This is a genomic window from Amycolatopsis sp. NPDC114503 (genome assembly GCF_055633655.1).
Genome location: NZ_JBVKDT010000022.1, coordinates 24768 through 43771, shown reverse-complemented (window position 1 = coordinate 43771; position 19004 = coordinate 24768). Strand labels below are relative to the sequence as shown.

Annotated in this window: 15 protein-coding genes; 8 read left to right on the top strand and 7 right to left on the bottom strand. The window is 70.8% G+C overall.

What is annotated here, in order from left to right; translation table 11 throughout:
* Positions 1-29: 29 nt before the first annotated feature.
* On the bottom strand, positions 30-509 hold the full coding sequence (locus ACZ7OI_RS47050; RefSeq protein WP_470270610.1) for an MmpS family transport accessory protein: 480 nt from the start codon (positions 507-509) through the stop codon (positions 30-32).
* Positions 510-707: 198 nt separating this feature from the next.
* Positions 708-1106 carry an NUDIX hydrolase gene (locus ACZ7OI_RS47045; protein WP_470270609.1) on the bottom strand — a complete coding sequence of 133 codons (399 nt, stop codon included), beginning with the start codon at positions 1104-1106 and terminating at the stop codon, positions 708-710.
* Between the two features lie 38 nt (positions 1107-1144).
* Here ACZ7OI_RS47045 and ACZ7OI_RS47040 point away from each other — a divergent pair, with 38 nt between their 5' ends.
* Positions 1145-1834, top strand: a complete 690-nt coding sequence (locus tag ACZ7OI_RS47040; RefSeq protein ID WP_470270608.1) for an AraC family transcriptional regulator — start codon at positions 1145-1147, stop codon at positions 1832-1834.
* A gap of 93 nt (positions 1835-1927) precedes the next feature.
* Here ACZ7OI_RS47040 and ACZ7OI_RS47035 read toward each other — a convergent pair whose 3' ends face one another.
* Positions 1928-3406, bottom strand: coding sequence for an FGGY-family carbohydrate kinase (locus tag ACZ7OI_RS47035; RefSeq protein WP_470270607.1), 1479 nt, complete (start codon positions 3404-3406; stop codon positions 1928-1930).
* Between the two features lie 92 nt (positions 3407-3498).
* Between ACZ7OI_RS47035 and ACZ7OI_RS47030 the strand changes: the two genes are divergently transcribed.
* The 3 genes from ACZ7OI_RS47030 (at position 3499) to ACZ7OI_RS47020 (ending at position 6212) form a co-directional block, all read left to right on the top strand.
* A complete protein-coding gene (locus ACZ7OI_RS47030; RefSeq protein WP_470270606.1) occupies positions 3499-4476 on the top strand; it encodes a LacI family DNA-binding transcriptional regulator in 978 nt (325 codons plus the stop codon).
* Between the two features lie 408 nt (positions 4477-4884).
* Entirely contained in the window at positions 4885-5466 is a 582-nt protein-coding gene (locus ACZ7OI_RS47025; protein ID WP_470270605.1) for a DNA-binding protein, read from the top strand.
* 89 nt (positions 5467-5555) lie between these two features.
* Positions 5556-6212, top strand: a complete 657-nt coding sequence (locus ACZ7OI_RS47020; RefSeq protein ID WP_470270604.1) for an RES family NAD+ phosphorylase — start codon at positions 5556-5558, stop codon at positions 6210-6212.
* Here ACZ7OI_RS47020 and ACZ7OI_RS47015 read toward each other — a convergent pair.
* Both ACZ7OI_RS47015 and ACZ7OI_RS47010 read right to left on the bottom strand, forming a co-directional pair.
* Positions 6205-8127: a S9 family peptidase gene (locus tag ACZ7OI_RS47015; protein ID WP_470270603.1), complete on the bottom strand. Its 1923-nt coding sequence runs from the start codon at positions 8125-8127 to the stop codon at positions 6205-6207. The two genes, ACZ7OI_RS47020 and ACZ7OI_RS47015, sit on opposite strands and share 8 nt — an antisense overlap.
* Before the next feature lie 38 nt (positions 8128-8165).
* Entirely contained in the window at positions 8166-9131 is a 966-nt protein-coding gene (locus tag ACZ7OI_RS47010) for a TerC family protein (RefSeq protein WP_470270602.1), read from the bottom strand.
* A gap of 615 nt (positions 9132-9746) precedes the next feature.
* On the opposite strand from ACZ7OI_RS47010, the gene ACZ7OI_RS47005 reads away from it, so the two are divergent.
* The 4 genes from ACZ7OI_RS47005 to ACZ7OI_RS46990 all read left to right on the top strand — a co-directional run bounded on the left by ACZ7OI_RS47005 (position 9747) and on the right by ACZ7OI_RS46990 (position 15095).
* Positions 9747-12614, top strand: coding sequence for an alpha/beta fold hydrolase (locus tag ACZ7OI_RS47005; protein ID WP_470270601.1), 2868 nt, complete (start codon positions 9747-9749; stop codon positions 12612-12614).
* Entirely contained in the window at positions 12611-13549 is a 939-nt protein-coding gene (locus tag ACZ7OI_RS47000) for an ABC transporter permease (RefSeq protein ID WP_470270600.1), read from the top strand. Before ACZ7OI_RS47005 ends, ACZ7OI_RS47000 begins: the two co-directional genes overlap by 4 nt.
* Before the next feature lie 26 nt (positions 13550-13575).
* Positions 13576-14331, top strand: a complete 756-nt coding sequence (locus ACZ7OI_RS46995) for an enoyl-CoA hydratase/isomerase family protein (protein WP_470270599.1) — start codon at positions 13576-13578, stop codon at positions 14329-14331.
* 461 nt (positions 14332-14792) lie between these two features.
* Positions 14793-15095 carry a hypothetical protein gene (locus ACZ7OI_RS46990; RefSeq protein WP_470270598.1) on the top strand — a complete coding sequence of 101 codons (303 nt, stop codon included), beginning with the start codon at positions 14793-14795 and terminating at the stop codon, positions 15093-15095.
* Here ACZ7OI_RS46990 and uvrB read toward each other — a convergent pair whose 3' ends face one another.
* Both uvrB and ACZ7OI_RS46980 read right to left on the bottom strand, forming a co-directional pair.
* Positions 15096-17255: an excinuclease ABC subunit UvrB gene (gene uvrB / locus ACZ7OI_RS46985; protein ID WP_470270597.1), complete on the bottom strand. Its 2160-nt coding sequence runs from the start codon at positions 17253-17255 to the stop codon at positions 15096-15098.
* A gap of 258 nt (positions 17256-17513) precedes the next feature.
* Entirely contained in the window at positions 17514-18950 is a 1437-nt protein-coding gene (locus tag ACZ7OI_RS46980) for a DUF5685 family protein (RefSeq protein WP_470270596.1), read from the bottom strand.
* Between the last annotated feature and the right edge of the window lie 54 nt (positions 18951-19004).

The following is a 19004-nucleotide window of genomic DNA, read 5'->3' as shown; positions in this document are numbered from 1 at the left end:
AGTCCGTCCGGACAGCGTCGGCGCGCGGATCAGGCGCTGCAGCTGAGCTGCCGTCCCTCTCCCGACACCGTTTTCTCGGCGACCACGTGCCCGTCCACCCGGATCCGGCACAGCAGCGCCCCGTCGCTCTGCGCGACCAGGCTGCTGAACACCGGCTGTTCGGCGGGAGCCTTCCGCTCCACCGTCACCGACCAGGGCAGGCGCACCTCGGGCTGTTGTTCGAGGTCGCCGCCGGTCGCGACGTAGGTCAGGTTGCGCGCGACGTCCCCGCCGGTCAGCTCGTAGACGACCGTGCGGCTCACCTCGTGCACCGCCGCCGGTTCGACGGTCACCGACGGCACCGACGCGGCCGGGGCGGGCCGGTCCGGGGTCGCTTTCGGCATGACGTACCACGCGACAGTGACCGCGACGGCGATGACGCCGACCACGACCACCACGCTTCCGAGCGGCCGCAGCCTGCCCGAATCCCCCCGGGCCGCCGTGGGCCGGGTCGCGCCAGGAACACCCATGGAGAGGTCTTCTCTTCTCGAGCGCACTTCCCGCGAGTGCGACGTCTGGTTCTTCGCCAGACCGTTACACGGCGTTAGCCAACCCGGGAAAATGAGCTCCTTTTCACCCTGTTGGGGGTAGCTGGGGTTCGCTCACGAGCACGGTCACCACGCACGATGCCAATAACTCTCGCGCACACCCCGTCTGACCCAGGGTGATCAGTCGACCAGCCCGGCCTCGGACAGCATCCGCAGCACGCGCTGTCCGGCCGGCGGGCAAGCGGCGGCGTCCGCGGCGCGCAGCCACGCGGCTTCGGCGATCTCCGCCGACGGCTCCGGTTCGCCGGCGTGGTCGGCGGTGTAGCAGGTCATCCGGACGCGGCGGCCGTCGGCGAATCCGTCGGCCTGCTCGTCGAGCAGCGCGAAGAACCGGAAGCTGAGCGGGTCGAGCGCGACGCCCAGTTCCTCGCGGATCTCCCGGCACAGGCCCTCGACGTCGCCCTCGCCGGGTTCGCGCTTGCCGCCGGGGAGATAGAACTTCTGCTTGCCGGAGGTGCGGACGGACAGCAGCCGCCGGTCCTTCACGTGGACCCAGGCCAGGGCGTCGATCGGGGTCATGGACGCATTCTGTCGTACCCGCGGGGCATGATCGTGGGGTGTACCGCGAAAGCCTCCCGCCGGAACCCCTGCGCCGCCTCGTGCGGTGCTGCTGGGAGTCGGTGGAGCCCGGCCCGAAACGGATCGTCCCGGACGGCTGCGTAGACCTCGTCGCGGGCGACGGCGAGGTGTTCGTCGCGGGACCGGACACGGCGGCGTGGACGTCGGTGTTCCCGCCTGGTACCCAGTTGCGCGGCCTGCGCTTCCGACCGGGCGCGGCGGCGGCGATGCTCGGCGTGGGCGCGGACGAACTGCGCGACAGCCGGATCTCCCTGACGGACCTGTGGAACCACCGCGGCGCGACCCTCGCCGACGAGATCCTCAACGGCCGCGACCTCGCCGACGCGATGTCCGACGTCGCGACAGAACGGGCGGTCGCAGCGGATCCAGTGGTGGAGCAGATGCTGGCGCGACTCGCACAGCATCCAGCCAATGCCCAATCCGCGTGGCACCCGGCCAAAGCAGACCGCAGCGAACGACAGGCGCGCCGCCTCTTCACCCTCGCAGTCGGCTACGGACCAGCCACCTACCGCCGAATCCTCCGCCTCCAACGAGCCATCGCGCTGGCACCCGCCACCGCGACCCTCGCCGACCTGGCCGTCGCCGCGGGCTACTCAGACCAGCCGCACCTGACCCGCGAATGCCGGGCGCTCACCGGCCTCACCCCGAGCGCCTACTTCGCGCAGTAGCTCACTCCGCCGCCAAATCCTGCTGCCGCACAAGAACGCGCGAGACTCCACCGGCACCGCATTCACCCCGGCCGCCTGCTTCGCCTCGCAAACTCACTCCGCCGCCAAATCCTGTTGCCCGGCAAGAAAATGCGCCGTCTCCACCGTCGCCGGATACAACGCCCGGTAGTGCGCGTAAAACTCGTCGTACCGATCCGCCCGCTCCGGATCCGGCCGGATGACCTCGGCGACCGGGTTCCACGCCTCGATGTCCGGCTCCAGCCCGACCGCCACCGCCGCCAGATAAGCATCCCCGAAACACGCCCCGACAGTCTCCGTCGGAAGATGCTGCGGCGTCCGCGTCACGTCGCTCACGATGCCCGTCCACACCCGCCCCTGCGTGCCGCCGCCGACCGCCACCAAGCGGCGTGCGGGCGAGCCCATCGCGGAGAGGTTGTGCCGCACCCCGTAAGCCGTTCCCTCCAACGCCGCTCGGTACAGCTCCGCCCGGCCGTGCGAGGTGGTCAGCCCGGCGATCACCCCGCGCGCCAGCGGATCCGGCACCGGAGTCCGCTCGCCCGCGAAGTACGGCAGCATCAGCAACCCGCGGCTGCCCGCCGGAACCTGTCCGGCCGCCGCGACCAGCTCGGCGAAATCGCCGTCGAAGAGTTCCCGCAGCCAGTCGGTGATCGCGCCGGACGTCGCCATTCCCGCCGCCAGCGAGTAGCTGCCCGGCAAAACCCCGCGCGTCGCCCACAATCCGGAGACCGGCCGGGCCTCGGCGACAGCCTGGACGAGGAACATCGTGGTGCCGTACATGACCATCGTGTCGCCGGGGTCGCGCACGCCCGCGCTGGTCGCTTCGGCCCACGCGTCGACCGTGCCGCAGGTGACCGGCATTCCGACCGGCAAGCCGGTCTCGGCGGCGGCCTGAGCGGTGACCGTGCCGACGACCTCCGTCGGCCAGGCCAGCCGCGGCAGCTCGATCCCGGGCGCGACGAGCGCGGCCCAGTCCTCCGCCCAGCCGCCCGTGCGCAGGTCGTACATCGGGTCGCACTGGCTGGCCGAATGGTGGTCGAGCACGTATTCGCCGGTCAGCCGCTGAACGAGGTACGAACTCGCCATCAGGAACTGCCGGGCCCGCGCGGCGACGTCCGGCTCGTGCCGGTACAGCCACCGCCATTTCGGGCCGACCGCCTGGCTCGACAGCGCGCTCCCGCAGCGTTCCACAATGGACTCTTCGCCGAGTTCGGCGGTCAGCTCGGCGATTTCCGCGCCGGCCCGCGTGTCGACGCCGTAGAGAATCGCCGGGCGCAGAGGACGGCCGCCGGCGTCGGCGGGAAGCAGCACCGGGCCGATGCCGCTCACCGCGAGCCCCGCCGGTTTCCGGCCGTCGGCCAGCAATTCGCGCACCAGTTCGGCGAACCCGGCCCACCAGACGGTCTCGGCGTCGTGCTCGAACCAGCCGGGCCGCGGGCGGGAGGTGCTGTGCGGGCGGGCGGCGCGCGCCAGTACAGTGCCGTCCGCACCCACGAGGACGCCTTTCGAACTGGACGTGCCGATGTCGATGCCGAGCAACGGGCCCGGTCGCATCACAGCACCCCCGGCAAGCGGACGGTAAACGATTACCGGCAAGGTATTCTGCGCTCACCGGGGTGTCAAGAAAGCCAGGACGAGGAGGCTCGGTGGCCACGATCAGCGACGTCGCCGCCAGGGCAGGCGTCTCGACCGCCACGGTGTCGCGGACCCTGAACGGCAAGTCCACAGTGGACCCCGAGCTGGCCGCTCGGGTGCTCGAGGCCGCCGAGGAACTCGGCTATCACCCGAACGGACTGGCGAGAAACCTGCGCCGCCAGGAAACCGCGGTGCTCGCGCTGATCATCTCCGACGTCGAGAACCCGTTCTTCACGTCGATCGCGCGCGGGGTCGAGGATCTCGCGCAGGTGTCGGGGTATTCGGTCGTGCTCTGCAATTCCGACGAGAACGAGGACAAGGAGCGCCGGTACCTCGACGTCGCGCTGCAGGAACGCGTCGCGGGCGTGCTGCTCTCCCCGACCGGCCCGGCCACGAACGTCACGCGCCTGCGCCGGCTCGGCACCCCGGTGGTCGCGGTCGACCGGCCGCTGCCCGGCACTGACGGCGACCAGGTGCTCGTCGACACCCGCCGCGCCGCGCGGCAGGCGGCCCGGCACCTCGTCGCGAACGGCTACCGGCGGGTGGCGTGCCTGACCGGGCCGTCCGGCGTGCGCACCGCCGACGACCGGCTGTCCGGCTACTTCGACGCGGTCGGCGAGGAGAACGCGGTCTACCGCCGCGCTGAATACCGCTCGGAAGGCGCCCGCCGCGCCGCCGGGGACCTGCTGGACCAGCCGGAGCCGCCGGACGCGCTGCTGGTCGCGAACAGCACGATGGCGATCGGGGTCCTGGAGGCGCTCGCGGAGCGGAGCCTGCGGGCCGGGCGCGACATCGGCATCGTCTCGTTCGACGACGCACCGTGGACGACGCTGATCGACCCGCCGCTGACGGTCGTGGCGCAGCCGGCGTACGAGATCGGCCGGGTCGCCGCGCAATTGCTGCTGGCCCGCATCGCCGACAGCACCCGCGAACCGGTCACCACGACCCTGGACGCGCAGCTGATCGACCGGCAAAGCTCGCACCGCTGAGCGGACCGTGCCGGGGAACGCCGGCACCGGACCTCGCGGCGAAATCCGGCGAGCACGTCCGGGACGAAAACGGAATCCGAGGGAAACGACGTGCCTGGCGGCCCGGCGGACATCCGCCGAGCCGCCAGGCACGCCCCACCCCCTGTCCCCCCAGCTTCCGCCGCGGACGGCGGAGCACGGGCCGCTCCCGAGGGCGGGAAACCGATTACTCGTTCGCAACGTAAATCCGCGGTCCGGGAGTGTCAAGCACTCGAAAGCCTGGACAAGCCACCCGGTGCGGGGCAGACTGTCCCGACATCGCCTACGCATCGTGTTGACTTCTGTGCGATGCGTGGCGATCTTTGGTGAATTCACCCACAAAAGGGCCAGAAACCGCACGAACCCGCACACACGCGCTAGGCTGAGCGTATGTCGATAGCGCTGGAGAACGTTCTCGCCAGAGCCGGCCTCAAGGCCGACGCGAACGAGTTCCTCACGCTCGTGGAGGACGCGGCCCGCAGGCTGTCGCCGCCCAACCCCGACCCCTCGCACTACTTCTCGCCCGACCAGCAGGCCGCGCTCACCGACGCGGGCCTCGACCTGAGCCCGCGAGACGAGGGCGAGCCGGACTTCCGCGCGCGCACCGTCGCCGCGCACGCCGTGCTCGCCGATTCCGCGCTGTCGGTCGGCCAGGCCGCCGAGATGCTGAACGTCGACGACAGCCGGATCCGGCACCGCCTCAAGGAAGGCAGGCTCACCGGCTGGAAGGACCAGGGATGGCGGCTGCCCGCGTGGCAGTTCAACGGCGCGGGCGTGCTGCCCGGCCTCGAAACCGTGCTGCGCGCCGTCCCCGAGGACCAGCCCGCGCTGGTCGTCGCCGCGTTCATGAACACGCCGCAGTCCGACCTGGTGATCAGCGACCGGCCCGCCACGCCGCGGCAGTGGCTGCTCGCCGGCGGCGACCCCGAGCAAGTGGCCCGGCTCGTCGCCACGCTCGGCTCGCCGTTCTGACCCGCTGACCTTTCCCGCCTGCGCCCGCTCCGCCCTCCGAGCGCCAGGCCCGCCCCCTGCCCCGACACAGGACGGACAACCTCCCCCGCATGGCCCGGCTCCCCTCGCCTCCGGCGCGGTCTGCTCTGGTCAAAGGGCTGGACCGCAGCCACGACGTGGTTTCGGTGCAGCCCGAGACCCGGCTGGTCCGCATCTTCACCGCGCACGGCAACCATCCGCAGCAGTGGAACACCTTCCGCTACACCGGCCCGCTCCCGCACGGCCGGTTCGACCAGCAGCCGCCCGGCCGCGGCGGCCGTCCTGTCACCGACCCGGGCAACGGCGTGCTGTATTTCGGCCTGACCGTGCGCACCAGCGTCGCCGAGGTGTTCCAGACGACCTCCACGGTGGACCGCACGACGCGCGGCCCCCGGCTGGTCGTGGTGCGCCCGACGCGGGTGCTGCGGCTGCTCGACCTCACCGGCCTGTGGCCGACCCGGGTCGGCGCGTCGCAGGAGATCTCCAGCGGCCCGAAGAAAATCACCCAGGCCTGGGCGCGGGCGATCCGCGGCGCGATGCCGGACCTCGACGGGCTCTGGTACCGCTCGTCGATGGACGCGGGCAGGCCCTCGGTGTGCCTGTGGGACCCGCCCGCGGGCGCGGCGCTGCCGATCGCCCCGGACGTCCTGCTTCCGCTGGACCATCCGGGGCTCGACGTGCCGCTCGGGCGGGTGTGCGAGGAGCTGAACTACACGCTGCTCAGCTGAGGTGCCGCGCCCACCAGGCCAGCACCGCCTCGAACCGCTGCACCCGGTGCCGCGGCTTGCCCGAGCGCGTCAGCTCGTGCCCCTCGCCGGGGAACAGCAGGAACTCCGTCTCGACGCCGGCCTGGCGCAGCGCCACGAACTGCCGCTGCGCCTGCTCCAGCGGGCAGCGCCAGTCCTGCTCGGAATGCGCGACGGCGAACGGGATCCGCACGTCGGAGGCGTAGCTGAGCGGGCTGCGGCGACGCTGTTCCTCCGGGTCCGCGCCGACGTAGCCCTCGGTGAAGTAGTAGCCGATGTCGGAGCTTCCGGCGAAGGAATCCCATGCGTTCACCGCGCGCTCGCTCCACGCCGCGCGGAACCGGTCCGGGTGCTTCGCGGCGACCCAGCTCGTCATGAACCCGCCGTAGGAACCGCCCATGATCCCGGTCCGCGACGCGTCGAGGTCCGGCCGTTCCAGCGCCTTGTCGAGGAGCGCGAGCACGTCGTCGACATCGACGGTGCCCATGTTGTGCACGACCGAAGTACCGTGCGATTGCCCGTATCCGGCCGATCCGCGCGGGTTGCCGAGCACGACCGCGAACCCGGCTGACGCGTATACCTGGGCCTCGTCGAACACCGTCCATTCCTGCTGGGCGAACGGCCCGCCGTGCACCACGCGCAGCACCGGATGCGGTCCGTCGCCCTCGGGAAGCACGAGCCAGCCGTGCACCGGGTAGCCGTCCGGCGCGGTCGTTTCCAGCTCCACGACCTCGCAAAGACCCTTGTCCCGCAACGGCTTCGAGTAATCGGTGAGCACCCGTGGGCCGTCCGAACCAAGCACCACCAGCTCGCCCGCGGTGTCCGGACCGGCGACAACCGCGACGACAGTTTCGCCGTCCGCCGCGAATCCGTGGACCGCCGAATGCCCGGCATGCAGCACGCGCAATTCGTCGAACTTCGCGCCGTCGGCGTCCGTCGCGATCGCCCGCAGTTCCACCGCACCGCGGTTGCGCACGGCGACCAGCACCTCGTCGCCGAACGGAACTGCCGGACCGGCGCCGATTTCGATGTCGACAGTCTCCACATCGGTCAGCCGCCGCGGTTTCCCGTCCGGCACGACCGCGTACAGCCCGGAGTTGGAAGCGACGACGACACCGTCCTCATGGGACGTGCCGACGAAGTAGAGCGTGCCGTCCGGCGCGTACACCGGCTGATCGGCGTACCCGGCGCAGGCGGCGAGCACCTCGGGTTCGCCGCCGTCGACCGGGAACGCGACGAGATCGTGCTCGCGCGTTTCCGTCCGGTCGAAGTCGTGCGGCACGATCACGACGACCCGCTCGCCGTCCGGCGTCCAGACCGGCTGGCTGACGCTGTAATCGCGCGGCGTCACCGCTTCCGGCTCGCCCTCTTCGAACGTGTCGAGCACGAACAGCCGCTTCGGCCGGTCGCGCAGGAAGCCGATGTTGTCGAGGCGGTAGTCGAGCCGGGTGATCAGCCGCGGCGCTTCGAGCTCCGGCGTGCGGCCGTCGGCGTCCTCGGTGCCGTAGCGGCCCGGCTCGGCTTCCCGCGCGGTGAACGCGAGCCAGCGCGAATCCGGGGCCCACGCCGGAGCGTCCGCGCCGAGGTGCAGCGACGTGAGCTTCCGGGCTTCGCCGCCGCCGACGGGCATCACGTGCACCTGCGGGCTGCCCTCGGCGCCCTTGCCGTCGCCCGCGCGCAGGAACGCGACCCAGCGGCCGTCCGGCGAAATCGCCGGGGCGGAGTCGCGCGTACCGTGCGTCCACGGAGTTTCGCCGCCGGACAACGAGATCCGCCGGATCGCGCTGCGGTACTGGTCGGCTTCCAGATCGGGACTGCTCACCGCGGCGAGCAGGAGGTCACCGCGCAGCGCGGGACGGCCGGGGACGGCGAGGACTTCGATGTCGGCAGGACGCATGCCGACGACCGTACCCGATCCTTAGCAAGGCAAACGACCTATTTCGCCTCTACCGCCCGCTGTTCGTCGCGCTTGGCTTTCGCCAGGCTCGCCACGGTGGTGACGGTCAGGACCACGACGATGACGCCGAGGGACATCCAGTTGCTGATGTCGAGCCAGTCCGGCGCGAGGTGGTACTCGTGCAGCGCGTGCACCACCAGCTTCGCGCCGATGAAGGCGAGGATCACCGCGAGGCCGTAGCTGAGGTACACGAGCTTCGTGACCAGCCCGCCGAGCAGGAAGTACAGCTGCCGCAGGCCCATCAGCGCGAACGCGTTGGCGGTGAAGACGAGGAACGCCTCCTGGGTGATGCCGAAGATCGCCGGGATGGAGTCCACCGCGAACAGCAGGTCGGCCGAGCCGATCGCGATGATCACCAGCAGCATCGGGGTGATCTTCCGCTTGCCGCCTTCCTTCACCAGGTACTTGTGGCCGTGGTAGTCGTCGGTGACCGGCCAGAGCTTGCGCACCCAGCGGGTGAGCGCGTTCTCGTGGTACTCCTCCTCGTCGCCCTTGCCGCGCAGCATGCTGATCGCGGTCCACACGAGCACCGCGCCGAAGACGAAGAACACCCACACGAACTGGTTGATCAGCGCCGCGCCGACCGCGATGAACACGCTCCGCATGCCCAGCGCGAGCAGGATGCCGACGAGCAGCACGCGGTGCTGGTGGATCGCGGGGACCTTGAACGAGGTCATGATGATCATGAAGATGAAGAGGTTGTCCACGCTCAGCGAGTACTCGGTGATGTACCCGGTGAAGAACTGGACCCCGGGATCGTGCCCGGCGAAGAACCAGACGCCCGCGCCGAAGAGCACGGCGCAACCGATGTAGAAAATCACCCAGCGCGCGGCCTCGCCGGTGGTCACCTCGTGCGGCTTGTGGTCGACGATCACCAGGTCGATGGCGATCAACGCGAGCAGCCCGCCGACTGTCGCGAACCACAGCCACAGGGGGACGGTCATATCTGAAACCTCCGGATAGTGCGCAGCAGCAACTAACCGGAGGTCTCTCCCGCCGGTACGAAACCGGCCGACGGTGCCGGGGACCTGGGCGAATGACTCGCCGGGTACACCGTGCTGACGACACCGCCGCGAAGGAATACTCCCCTCACAGCGCGTTCAGTCTGCCGGTTACAGCCTGCAAACGCCAGCCGAGGTTGCCCACATCACCGAACCGGCCGTGTCACCTTCATCACTCCGGGCGTCCCACCGCCGAACCGGACGGATCCGGACACTCTCCGCTCACACCACCAACACCCGCCACCCCTTCCCCTACCCGCCTTCCCCACCCGACCGAAACTGCGGGATCGCGCCGGCGTTTGGGGGTGAGCGGCGGGACAGGCCGCAGGCCCCTCCCGCCGCTCACCCCCAAACGCCGGCTAAAAGCGATCCCGCACGCGGCGGCGGAGCCGACGCCAAAAACACAGTTTGGCGACTCTCCAACCCTCCTCGACCCCACCTCTCTCCGCGATACCCATCTCTCACCCCCCTCCCCATCCCCACACCCGCGGGTGAACCATGTCTAATCCATGTAAAGCCACCCACCCGTTCTCAGCAAAATCGTCATAACGTCGCCTCGTGCCCCGATTCCCGCTCCCCCGCACCCGCGGTTCCCGGCTAACCGCCGTCGCCGCCGTGCTCCTGGTCGCCGCCGCCGCGGTGACCGTCTGGGCGACCCGCGACCGCGGCCCCGCGCCGGTCCGGACCCAGGACGCCTTCGTCTCCACGCCCGCCGGTCCCGGTTCCCCCGATCAGGTCCGGATCGACACCACGACCTACTACCCCGAACACACGCCCGCACCGGCGGTGCTGCTCGCGCACGGCTTCGGCGGCGACAAGTCCAGTGTGGACCCGCAAGCGCGCGAACTGGCCCAGCGCGGCTTCGTGGTGCTCACCTGGTCCGCGCGCGGATTCGGCCACAGCACCGGCAAAATCGGTCTGAACGACCCGGACGGCGAGGTCGCCGACGCGCGCCGCCTGGTCGACCGGCTGGCGGCAAGTCCCGAAGTGGCGGCCGGAGCCGACGGCCAGCGCGAGATCGGGGTGACCGGGGCGTCGTACGGCGGTTCGCTGTCGCTGCTGCTCGCCGGGACCGATCACCGGGTGCGCGCGCTCGCGCCGGTCATCACCTACAACGACCTCGGCCAAGCCCTCGTGCCGAACGCCGCGGCGGCGACCGCGCCGTCGGCGAAAACTCCGGCGGCCGGCGCGTTCTCCCCGGACGGCGTCTTCAAGAAGACCTGGGCGGGCATCTTCTTCTCCGCCGGTTCTGGCGCGGCCGCGGCGAGCACGCCGTCTGCCGAAGCGCCGGAAGCGGGACAGAAGACCAACGACAACGGCAGCACGGCGGGCAACAGCGGAGGCACCGCTCCGCAAGCCGCCGCGCCACCGGCCGGGGCACGCGCGGAGCGGCCGTCCGCGGATCCTTGCGGACGGTTCACCCCGGCGGTGTGCAAGGCGTACACGGAACTGGCGACGACCGGCAAGGCCAGCCCGGAAACGGTCGCGCTGCTGCACCGCGTCTCCCCCTCGTCGGTCACCGGCAAGATCACCGCGCCGACGCTGCTCGTCCAAGGCGAGAGCGACACGCTGTTCGGCCTCGACCAATCCGACGCCACCGCGCGGCAGATCACCGCGGCGGGCGGATCGGTGCGCACGATCTGGTACACCGGCGGGCACGACGGCGGCATCCCCGGACCGCAGCTGCGCGCGAAGATCGGCGACTTCCTGTGGTCGTCGCTCACCGGCCAGGGCGACCCGGGCCACGGGTTCAGCTACGACGTCCAAGGCACGTTGCGCGCCAACGGAACCCCGTCGGTACGGACGGTCAACACCGCGGCGTACCCCGGGCTGAACGGCGACGGGACCGAGCGGAAGCAGGTGGCGCTCAGCGGTCCGGCGCAGCCGATCGTCCGGCCCGCTGGCGCGAATCCAGCGGCGGTGAGCGGGATTCCGGGACTCAACGGGCTCGCGTCCAGCACCTCGCGGCTGGCTCCGCTGTTCAGCAGCGACCCGCCGGGACAGGCCGCGCAGTTCGGCACCGCGCCGTTCGAAAGCCAGGTATTGCTGTCCGGTTCGAGCACCGTCCGGCTGCGAGTCGCGACTGATCCGGCGCATCCGCAGCCGGAGGCGGTGCTGTTCGCGAAGCTGTACGACGTCGGACAGGACGGCACCCGCGTGCTGCCCGCGAACGCGGTCGCGCCGTTCCGGGTCACCGGGCTGCCCGCCGACGGCACGCCGGTCGACGTCACGGTGACGCTGCCGGGCGTTGTGCGGCCGATCGACTCCGGGCATTCGCTGCGGCTCGTCGTCGGCACGACTGATCAGGCGTACTCGGTGCCGACGCAACCGGGAGTGTTCCGGGTCGGGCTCGCGGCGCGCGCCGCGCTCGCCGTTCCCGTGGTGCCGGGCGCTTCGGTCGGAGCTCCCCTCCCGGTCGGGCAGCTGATCGGCATCGGCGTGACGCTGCTGATCGCGATCGCGGTCGTCGTGGTCGCGGTGATCCGGCGGCGGCGAGCGCACGACGTCGACCCGGAACTCGCGGACACTCCGCTGGTGATCAAGGGGCTGCGCAAGCAGTACGCGGGCGGCTTCACCGCTGTGGCGGACCTGTCGTTCCGCGTCGAACCGGGCCAGGTGCTCGGCCTGCTCGGCCCGAACGGCGCGGGCAAGACGACCACGCTGCGGATGCTGATGGGCCTGATCACGCCGACCGCGGGCGAAATCCGCGTGTTCGGCCACCGGATCACGCCGGGCGCGCCGGTGCTGTCGCGGATCGGGTCGTTCGTCGAAGGATCCGGGTTCCTGCCGCATCTGTCCGGCAAGGCGAACCTGGAGCTGTACTGGGCGGCGACCGGGCGGCCGGTCGAGAAGGCGCACTTCACCGAGGCGCTGGAGATCGCCGGGCTCGGCGACTCGGTGCACCGGCGGGTGAAGACCTACAGCCAGGGCATGCGGCAGCGGCTCGCGATCGCGCAGGCGATGCTCGGGCTGCCGGAGCTGATGGTGCTCGACGAACCGACCAACGGGCTCGACCCGCCGCAGATCCACCAGATGCGGGAGGTCCTGCAGCGCTACGCCGCCACCGGGCGCACCGTCGTCGTCTCGAGCCACCTGCTGGCCGAGGTCGAGCAGACGTGTTCGCACGTGGTGGTCATGCACCGCGGGAGGCTCGTGGCCTCGGGCGAGGTCGGCGAGCTGGCGGCCTCGAGCGGCGAGGCCACGTTCCGGGTCGGCGACCCGGCGGCGGCCGCGGCGACGCTCAAGAGCGTCGGCGGGGTGTCGGACATCGAGACCGAGGGCGATCTGGTGCACGCGAATCTCGACGGGCTGCCGCGCGCGGACGCCGTCGCCGCGCTCGTGCGCGCCGGGGTCGCGGTCGAGCAGGCCGGGCCGCGACGACGGCTCGAAGACGCGTTCCTGCAGCTGGTGGGAGAGGATTCATGAGCGAGGGCAACGGTTCCGGCGGGGTGCACACCGACCCGGCCGCACTGCAGGAACTGAGCGACCTGGCCACCGCGGAACCGGCCGAGGTCGGACCGGACGGCGCGGTGGCGGGCTACCGCGCCGACCGGACGCTGCGGCTGGGCGTCGAGCTGAAACGGCAGCTGCGCCGCCGGCGGACCCAGCTGGTGCTGGCGTTCGTCGCGGTGCTGCCGTTCATCCTCGTGGTGGCGTTCCAGATCGGGCAGTCCAGTCCCAACCGCCGCTCCGGCGGGTTCGTGGACCTCGCGACGGCGAGCGCGCCGAACTTCGTGGTGCTCGCGTTCTTCGTGTCCGGCACGTTCCTGCTGCCGATGATCGTCGCGTTGTTCTTCGGCGACACGATCGCGAGCGAATCGTCGTGGTCGAGCCTGAAGTACCTGCTGGCGATCCCGGTGCCGCGGCACCGGTTGCTGCGGCAGAAGGCCGCGGTGTCCGGGCTGCTGTCGATCGCCGCGCTCGTGCTGCTGCCGGTGGTTTCGCTGCTGGTCGGCATTATCTGGTACGGCGCGGGCGACGCGATCAGCCCCACCGGCGACGCGGTCAGTTTCGGCGACAGCCTGCTGGCGCTGCTGTTGTCCACTGTATACATCGTGGTGCAGCTGGCCTGGGTCGCCGGTCTCGCGCTGCTGCTGAGCGTGTCGACGGAAGCGCCGCTGGGCGCGGTCGGCGGGACGGTGCTGGTGGCGATCCTGTCGCAGATCCTCGACCAGATCACCGCTTTGGAGGGCTTGCGGAACTATCTGCCGACGCACTATTCGTTCGCCTGGATCGACTTGATCTCCACCGACATCGACTGGACGAACCTGGCCAGCGGCGTGCTGTCGTCGGTGATCTACACGACGGTGTTCCTGCTGCTGGCGGGCCGCCGGTTCGCACGCAAGGACGTCACCAGCTGAGCCGGATGTCCGGTACGGTTCGGCGCGTGACGATCCACCTGGAACTCGATGCCGGCGTCGCACTCGTGACCCTCGAACACGGGCGCGGCAACACCCTCGACACCGCCACCTGCAAAGAACTGGTGATCAGACTCGAAGAGGCCGACGCGGCCGGTGCGCGCGCAGTCGTGCTCACCGGCTCCGGCGACATGTTCTCCGCCGGCGTGGACCTGCTGGCCATCGACGAGGGCGGCTCGCGCTACGTCGGCGATTTCCTGCCCGCGCTGTCGGACGCGTTCCTGGCCGTCTTCGGCTTCCCGCGCCCGGTGGTGGCGGCGGTGAACGGCCACGCCATCGCGGGCGGCATGGTCCTGGCGGCGGCGTGCGACCACCGGATCGCCGCCGACGGCCCCGGCCGCATCGGCGTGACGGAGCTGCTCGTGGGCGTGCCGTTCCCGTTGTCGGCACTGGAGATTCTGCGCTGCACCTACGGGACGAACCCGCTGCCGTCGCTGATCTACAGCGGCGCGACGGTCACCATGGCCGACGCGGTCCATCGCGGCCTGGTCGACGAGGTCGTGCCCGCCGAGGACGTGCTCACCCGGGCGCGCGAACTGGCCGCCCGGCTCGGCGAACTGCCCACGGAGGCTTTCGCGCACACGAAGCAGCAGCTGCGGCAGCCGTACCACCAGCGGATCGCGGAGAACCGCGTCTCCGACGACGCACAGGTGGAGCGCCTGTGGCGGTCCGAACCGGCGCTGGCGGCGGTGAAGGCGTACGTGGAGAAGGTGCTGAAGCGCTGACCTCTCCCCCGGCGTGCTGCCCGGGCAAGCTCGGCTCCGACCCGGCGCGTTACCCGGGCAGTCTCGGCGCGTTACCCGGGCAAGCTCGGCTCCGACCCGGCGCGTTACCCGGGCAGTCTCGGCGCGTTACCCGGGCAAGCTCGGCTCAGACCTGGCGCGTTACCCGGGCAGCCCGGGCTCGGGCCCCGGGGCGATCGCGGGACGAGAGACTTTCTTGCCCCAGCTCTGCCCCCGCACCCATTGCTTCGGCCGCATATTTCTGTGAAAGTCGAGGTGAGGGTCCGGGAACCGGGGGTGCCTCAGTTCGGAGCGCACCCCCGGGCCGGGGGCTGCCCAGGCTTCTTCCGCCGGTCCGGCAGGCGTCAGTTTTCTTCCAGTGTGACCAGCTCGAGGTCGGTTTGCGGGAAGTCGTCGCCGGGGCAGAGCAGCGGTTCTCCGGCGAGCTTGGCGGTGGCGCAGCCGTGGCAGTCGCCGAGATTCAGCTTCGCCGGATGGCACTCTTTTCCGAACTGGCTGAAAGCGTCAGTGGCGATCTCGCTGTGCTCCTCGGTGAAAGGGCGACCGCGATGCGGTTGCCCTGCATGAACCTGGCCAAAGCCAGCCTCCCCCGGGAGCCGAGCCGCACCGTCAAGGCAACGCCCACCTCCACCAAGGTCGGCGCGCCGATTCTCGGCACGGTCGCCTCGGCGAGAAGTTCTTCGAGCCGATCACGGCCCGGCTCGCGCAGGAGAATCGCCACGATCGCGCAGCTGTCGACGGGGTAATTATTTGATCCCGGCCGCGTCCATCCCCCGCAGTTCCTTCTTCAGGTCGGAGACCTCGTCGCGCAGCCGGGCGGCCAGTTCGAACTGCAGGTCGCGGGCGGCCTGCATCATCTGGTCGGTCATCTGCTGGATCAAGTCGGCCAGCTCGGCACGCGGCATCGACGACACGTTCTTGTCGGTCAGCATGCCCGAGCTCCGGACGCGGTCGCCCTGTTCCGGCTTCTTGCCGCGCGAGGCGTTGCGGCCCGAGCCGCCGACCGCGACTGCCTCGTCCGAGTCTTCCGCTTCGGTGTAGACGCGGTCGAGGATGTCGGCGATCTTCTTGCGCAGCGGCTGCGGGTCGAGGCCGCGCTCCTCGTTGTAGGCGACCTGCTTGGCGCGGCGGCGGTCGGTCTCGTCGATCGCGTACCGCATCGAATCGGTGATCTTGTCCGCGTACATGTGGACCTCGCCGGACACGTTTCGCGCCGCGCGGCCGATGGTCTGGATCAGCGACGTGCCGCTGCGCAGGAAGCCTTCCTTGTCCGCGTCGAGGATCGCGACCAGCGACACCTCGGGCAGGTCGAGGCCCTCGCGCAGCAGGTTGATGCCGACCAGGACGTCGTAGTCGCCCGCGCGCAGCTGGCGCAGCAGCTCGACCCGGCGCAGCGTGTCGACCTCCGAGTGCAGGTACCGGACCCGGATGCCCAGCTCCAGCAGGTAGTCCGTGAGGTCCTCGGCCATCTTCTTGGTGAGCGTGGTGACCAGGACGCGCTCGTCCTTGTCCGCGCGTTCCCGGATCTCGTGCACCAGGTCGTCGATCTGCCCCTCGGTCGGCTTCACGACCACCTTCGGGTCGACCAGGCCGGTGGGCCGGATGACCTGCTCGACGAACTCGCCGCCGGTCTGGCCCATCTCGTACGGGCCCGGCGTCGCCGACAGGTACACCGTCTGCCCGATCCGGTCGGAGAACTCCTCCCAGGTCAGCGGCCGGTTGTCGACCGCGCTCGGCAGCCGGAACCCGTAGTCGACGAGGTTGCGCTTGCGGCTCATGTCGCCCTCGTACATGCCGCCGATCTGCGGCACCGTCTGGTGCGATTCGTCGATGACGAGCAGGAAGTCTTCCGGGAAGTAGTCGATGAGCGTGGCGGGCGCGGTGCCCGCGCCGCGGCCGTCGATGTGCCGCGAGTAGTTCTCGATGCCGGAGCAGAATCCGACCTGGCGCATCATCTCGATGTCGTAGGCGGTGCGCATCCGCAGCCGCTGGGCCTCCAGCAGCTTGCCCTGCTTCTCCAGCTCGGCCAGCCGCTCCTCCAGCTCGGCCTCGATGCCGCGGATCGCCTTCTCCATCCGCTCCGGCCCGGCGACGTAGTGCGTGGCCGGGAAGATCCGGACTTCCTCGACCTCGCGCACGATGTCGCCGGTGAGCGGGTGCAGGTAGTACAGCTTGTCGATCTCGTCGCCGAAGAACTCGACGCGGATCGCCAGCTCCTCGTACGCCGGGATGATCTCCACCGTGTCGCCGCGGACGCGGAAGGTGCCGCGCGCGAAGGCGATGTCGTTGCGCGAGTACTGCACGTCGACCAGCGCGCGCAGCAGCACGTCACGCTCCACCGTGGCGCCGACCTCCAGCTTCGTGGACCGGTCGAGGTACGACTGCGGCGTGCCGAGGCCGTAGATGCACGAGACGGACGCGACCACGATGACGTCGCGCCGCGAGAGCAGGTTCATCGTGGCGGAGTGGCGCAGCCGCTCGACGTCGTCGTTGATCGACGAGTCCTTCTCGATGTAGGTGTCCGTCTGCGCGATGTACGCCTCGGGCTGGTAGTAGTCGTAGTAGCTGACGAAGTATTCGACCGCGTTGTGCGGGAACAGCTCGCGCAGCTCGTTGGCCAGCTGCGCGGCCAGCGTCTTGTTCGGAGCCATCACCAGCGTGGGCCGCTGGACGCGCTCGATCAGCCACGCGGTGGTGGCCGATTTGCCGGTGCCGGTGGCGCCGAGCAGCACGACGTCTTTCTCGCCGGCGCGGATCCGGCGCTCGAGATCGTCGATGGCCGCCGGCTGGTCGCCGGCGGGCTGGTACTCGCTGACGACCTCGAACCGGCCGCCGGCACGAGGCACCTCGGAGACCGGGCGGAAGTCGGACTGGGCGAGGACGGGGTGTTCGGTTGCGAAAGCCACGAGAACCAGGGTAGGCCGGGGCACCGACAATTTCCGCGACGGCCGGTGTGAGCTGGGGATCCGGCACTCTTCCGGGGCGGATTCGAGGCCGGAGCGCCGGTGGCCCGGCCGGGCGTGGGCTCGGCGGCGAAGGTCAGCAGGAGCCGTGCGCCCACCTAGAAGTCCGTGAGGGGAACCCTGAAGGAATCAGATTCCGTCAGGGTTCCCCTCACGGACTTCTGGCGTAGGTGCGCGGCCGGGGTCGCTGGGTGGTCGTCGTCAGCAGCTGCAGCAGTCGCATCCGTCGCAGCAGCTGCAGCAATCGCAGTCACAGCCGTTGCAGCAGTCACAGCTGTCGCAGGCGCCGCTGTGCGGTTCGCCGCTCCACGGGCCCGGGTACGGGTCGCGGCAGCAGAACTGGCACGAGCAGCACATGTACGTCGCGATCGCGCAGCCCGCGAAGAAGTTCCGGCGTTTCGGCGGGACCGCGAATTTCGGGACCCAGCAGGCGCCGCCCTTGCCGTCCAGCGAGCCGCCGTCCTCCGGCGGTTCGGGGCCGTCCGGGCCGCCTGGGCCTCCCGGGCCGCCAGGTCCTCCGGGACCACCTGGGCCGCCTGGTCCGGGAGGGCCAGCAGGGCCGCCGGGACCCGGCATTCCGGCGGGCCCGTAACCAGGCACCGGAGCGCCGTAACCCGGCGGCGGGCCGTACCCGGGCGTCCCCGGCGGCGGCCCGTACCCCGGCTGCCCGCCGGGCCCAGGCGCACCGATCCCCGGCCCATAAGGCGACTGCTGCGGAGTCGGCCCCGGCCCGATCCACCCCGGCGGCGGCTGCTGCCCGTGCATCCCAGTCCTATGACCATGCAACTGGTGATGCCCGAACGCCCGCCGCACCGCCTGGCGCAGCTCGTGCACCAGCAACGCGTGCACCAGCGCCGAATCAGCGAACTCCGCCTCGCGCAGAGCCAGCTCGACCCCGAGCACCGCGTCCGTGCACAACCGGTGCGCCTCGTCCAGCGCGGTTCCCGCGGCCAGCAACGGATTCCACGAACCGGACGCGGCGTCCGAAGCCAGGTCTTCCACCGCGTCGAGCAAATGCGCCACCCGGCCGAACAACCGCCCGGCCTCGGCGAGCGGCGCGCGGTTGCCGGGGCGTCCGGCCAGTACCGCGGTCTGCGCGAACGCCGCGGAGGACGCCAGCTCCGCCGGTTCAGTCGCCAGCAACGGCGAGTCCCCAAGACGAATCGCCCGCTCCAGCTCGCCCTGCCGGCCGACCGCTTCGGTCAGCACCGCGGTGTCGAAGCCGACGCCAGCACCCGTCCGACCGCCCTGCGCGGCCCAGCGTCGCGCCACGAGACGCGCTGCCCCGGCGACCGGACGCCGGGCGAAAGCACCGTCCCGGTCGGCGACGTGGTCGTCGACCTTCGCCGAAGCCAGTACCAGCGAAACCGCCGCAGCGAGCCGGGCGCCGTCGCCGACCGCGACTGACGCCGAGCGCATCGACCGCAACGGGCACGGTCCCGCGGCGCGCCGGGGTCCGCTCGGTGTCTGTGCTTCGACCAGCGCCGACACGATCAGCGCGTCGTAGTTCGTCACGACCCGGGCGAACTGGCCGTGCTGGTCGCGCAGGGCGAGGCAGAGGCCGCACAGGTGAGCCATCCAGTCCGCGTGGAGCCGCCCGGCCAGCCGGTGCCGGCAGGGTCTGATGATCCCGAACAAGTGCTTGTCCCCCCAGGAGAACCGAACGACCCGCGAACTTTAGCCTCTCGGCCG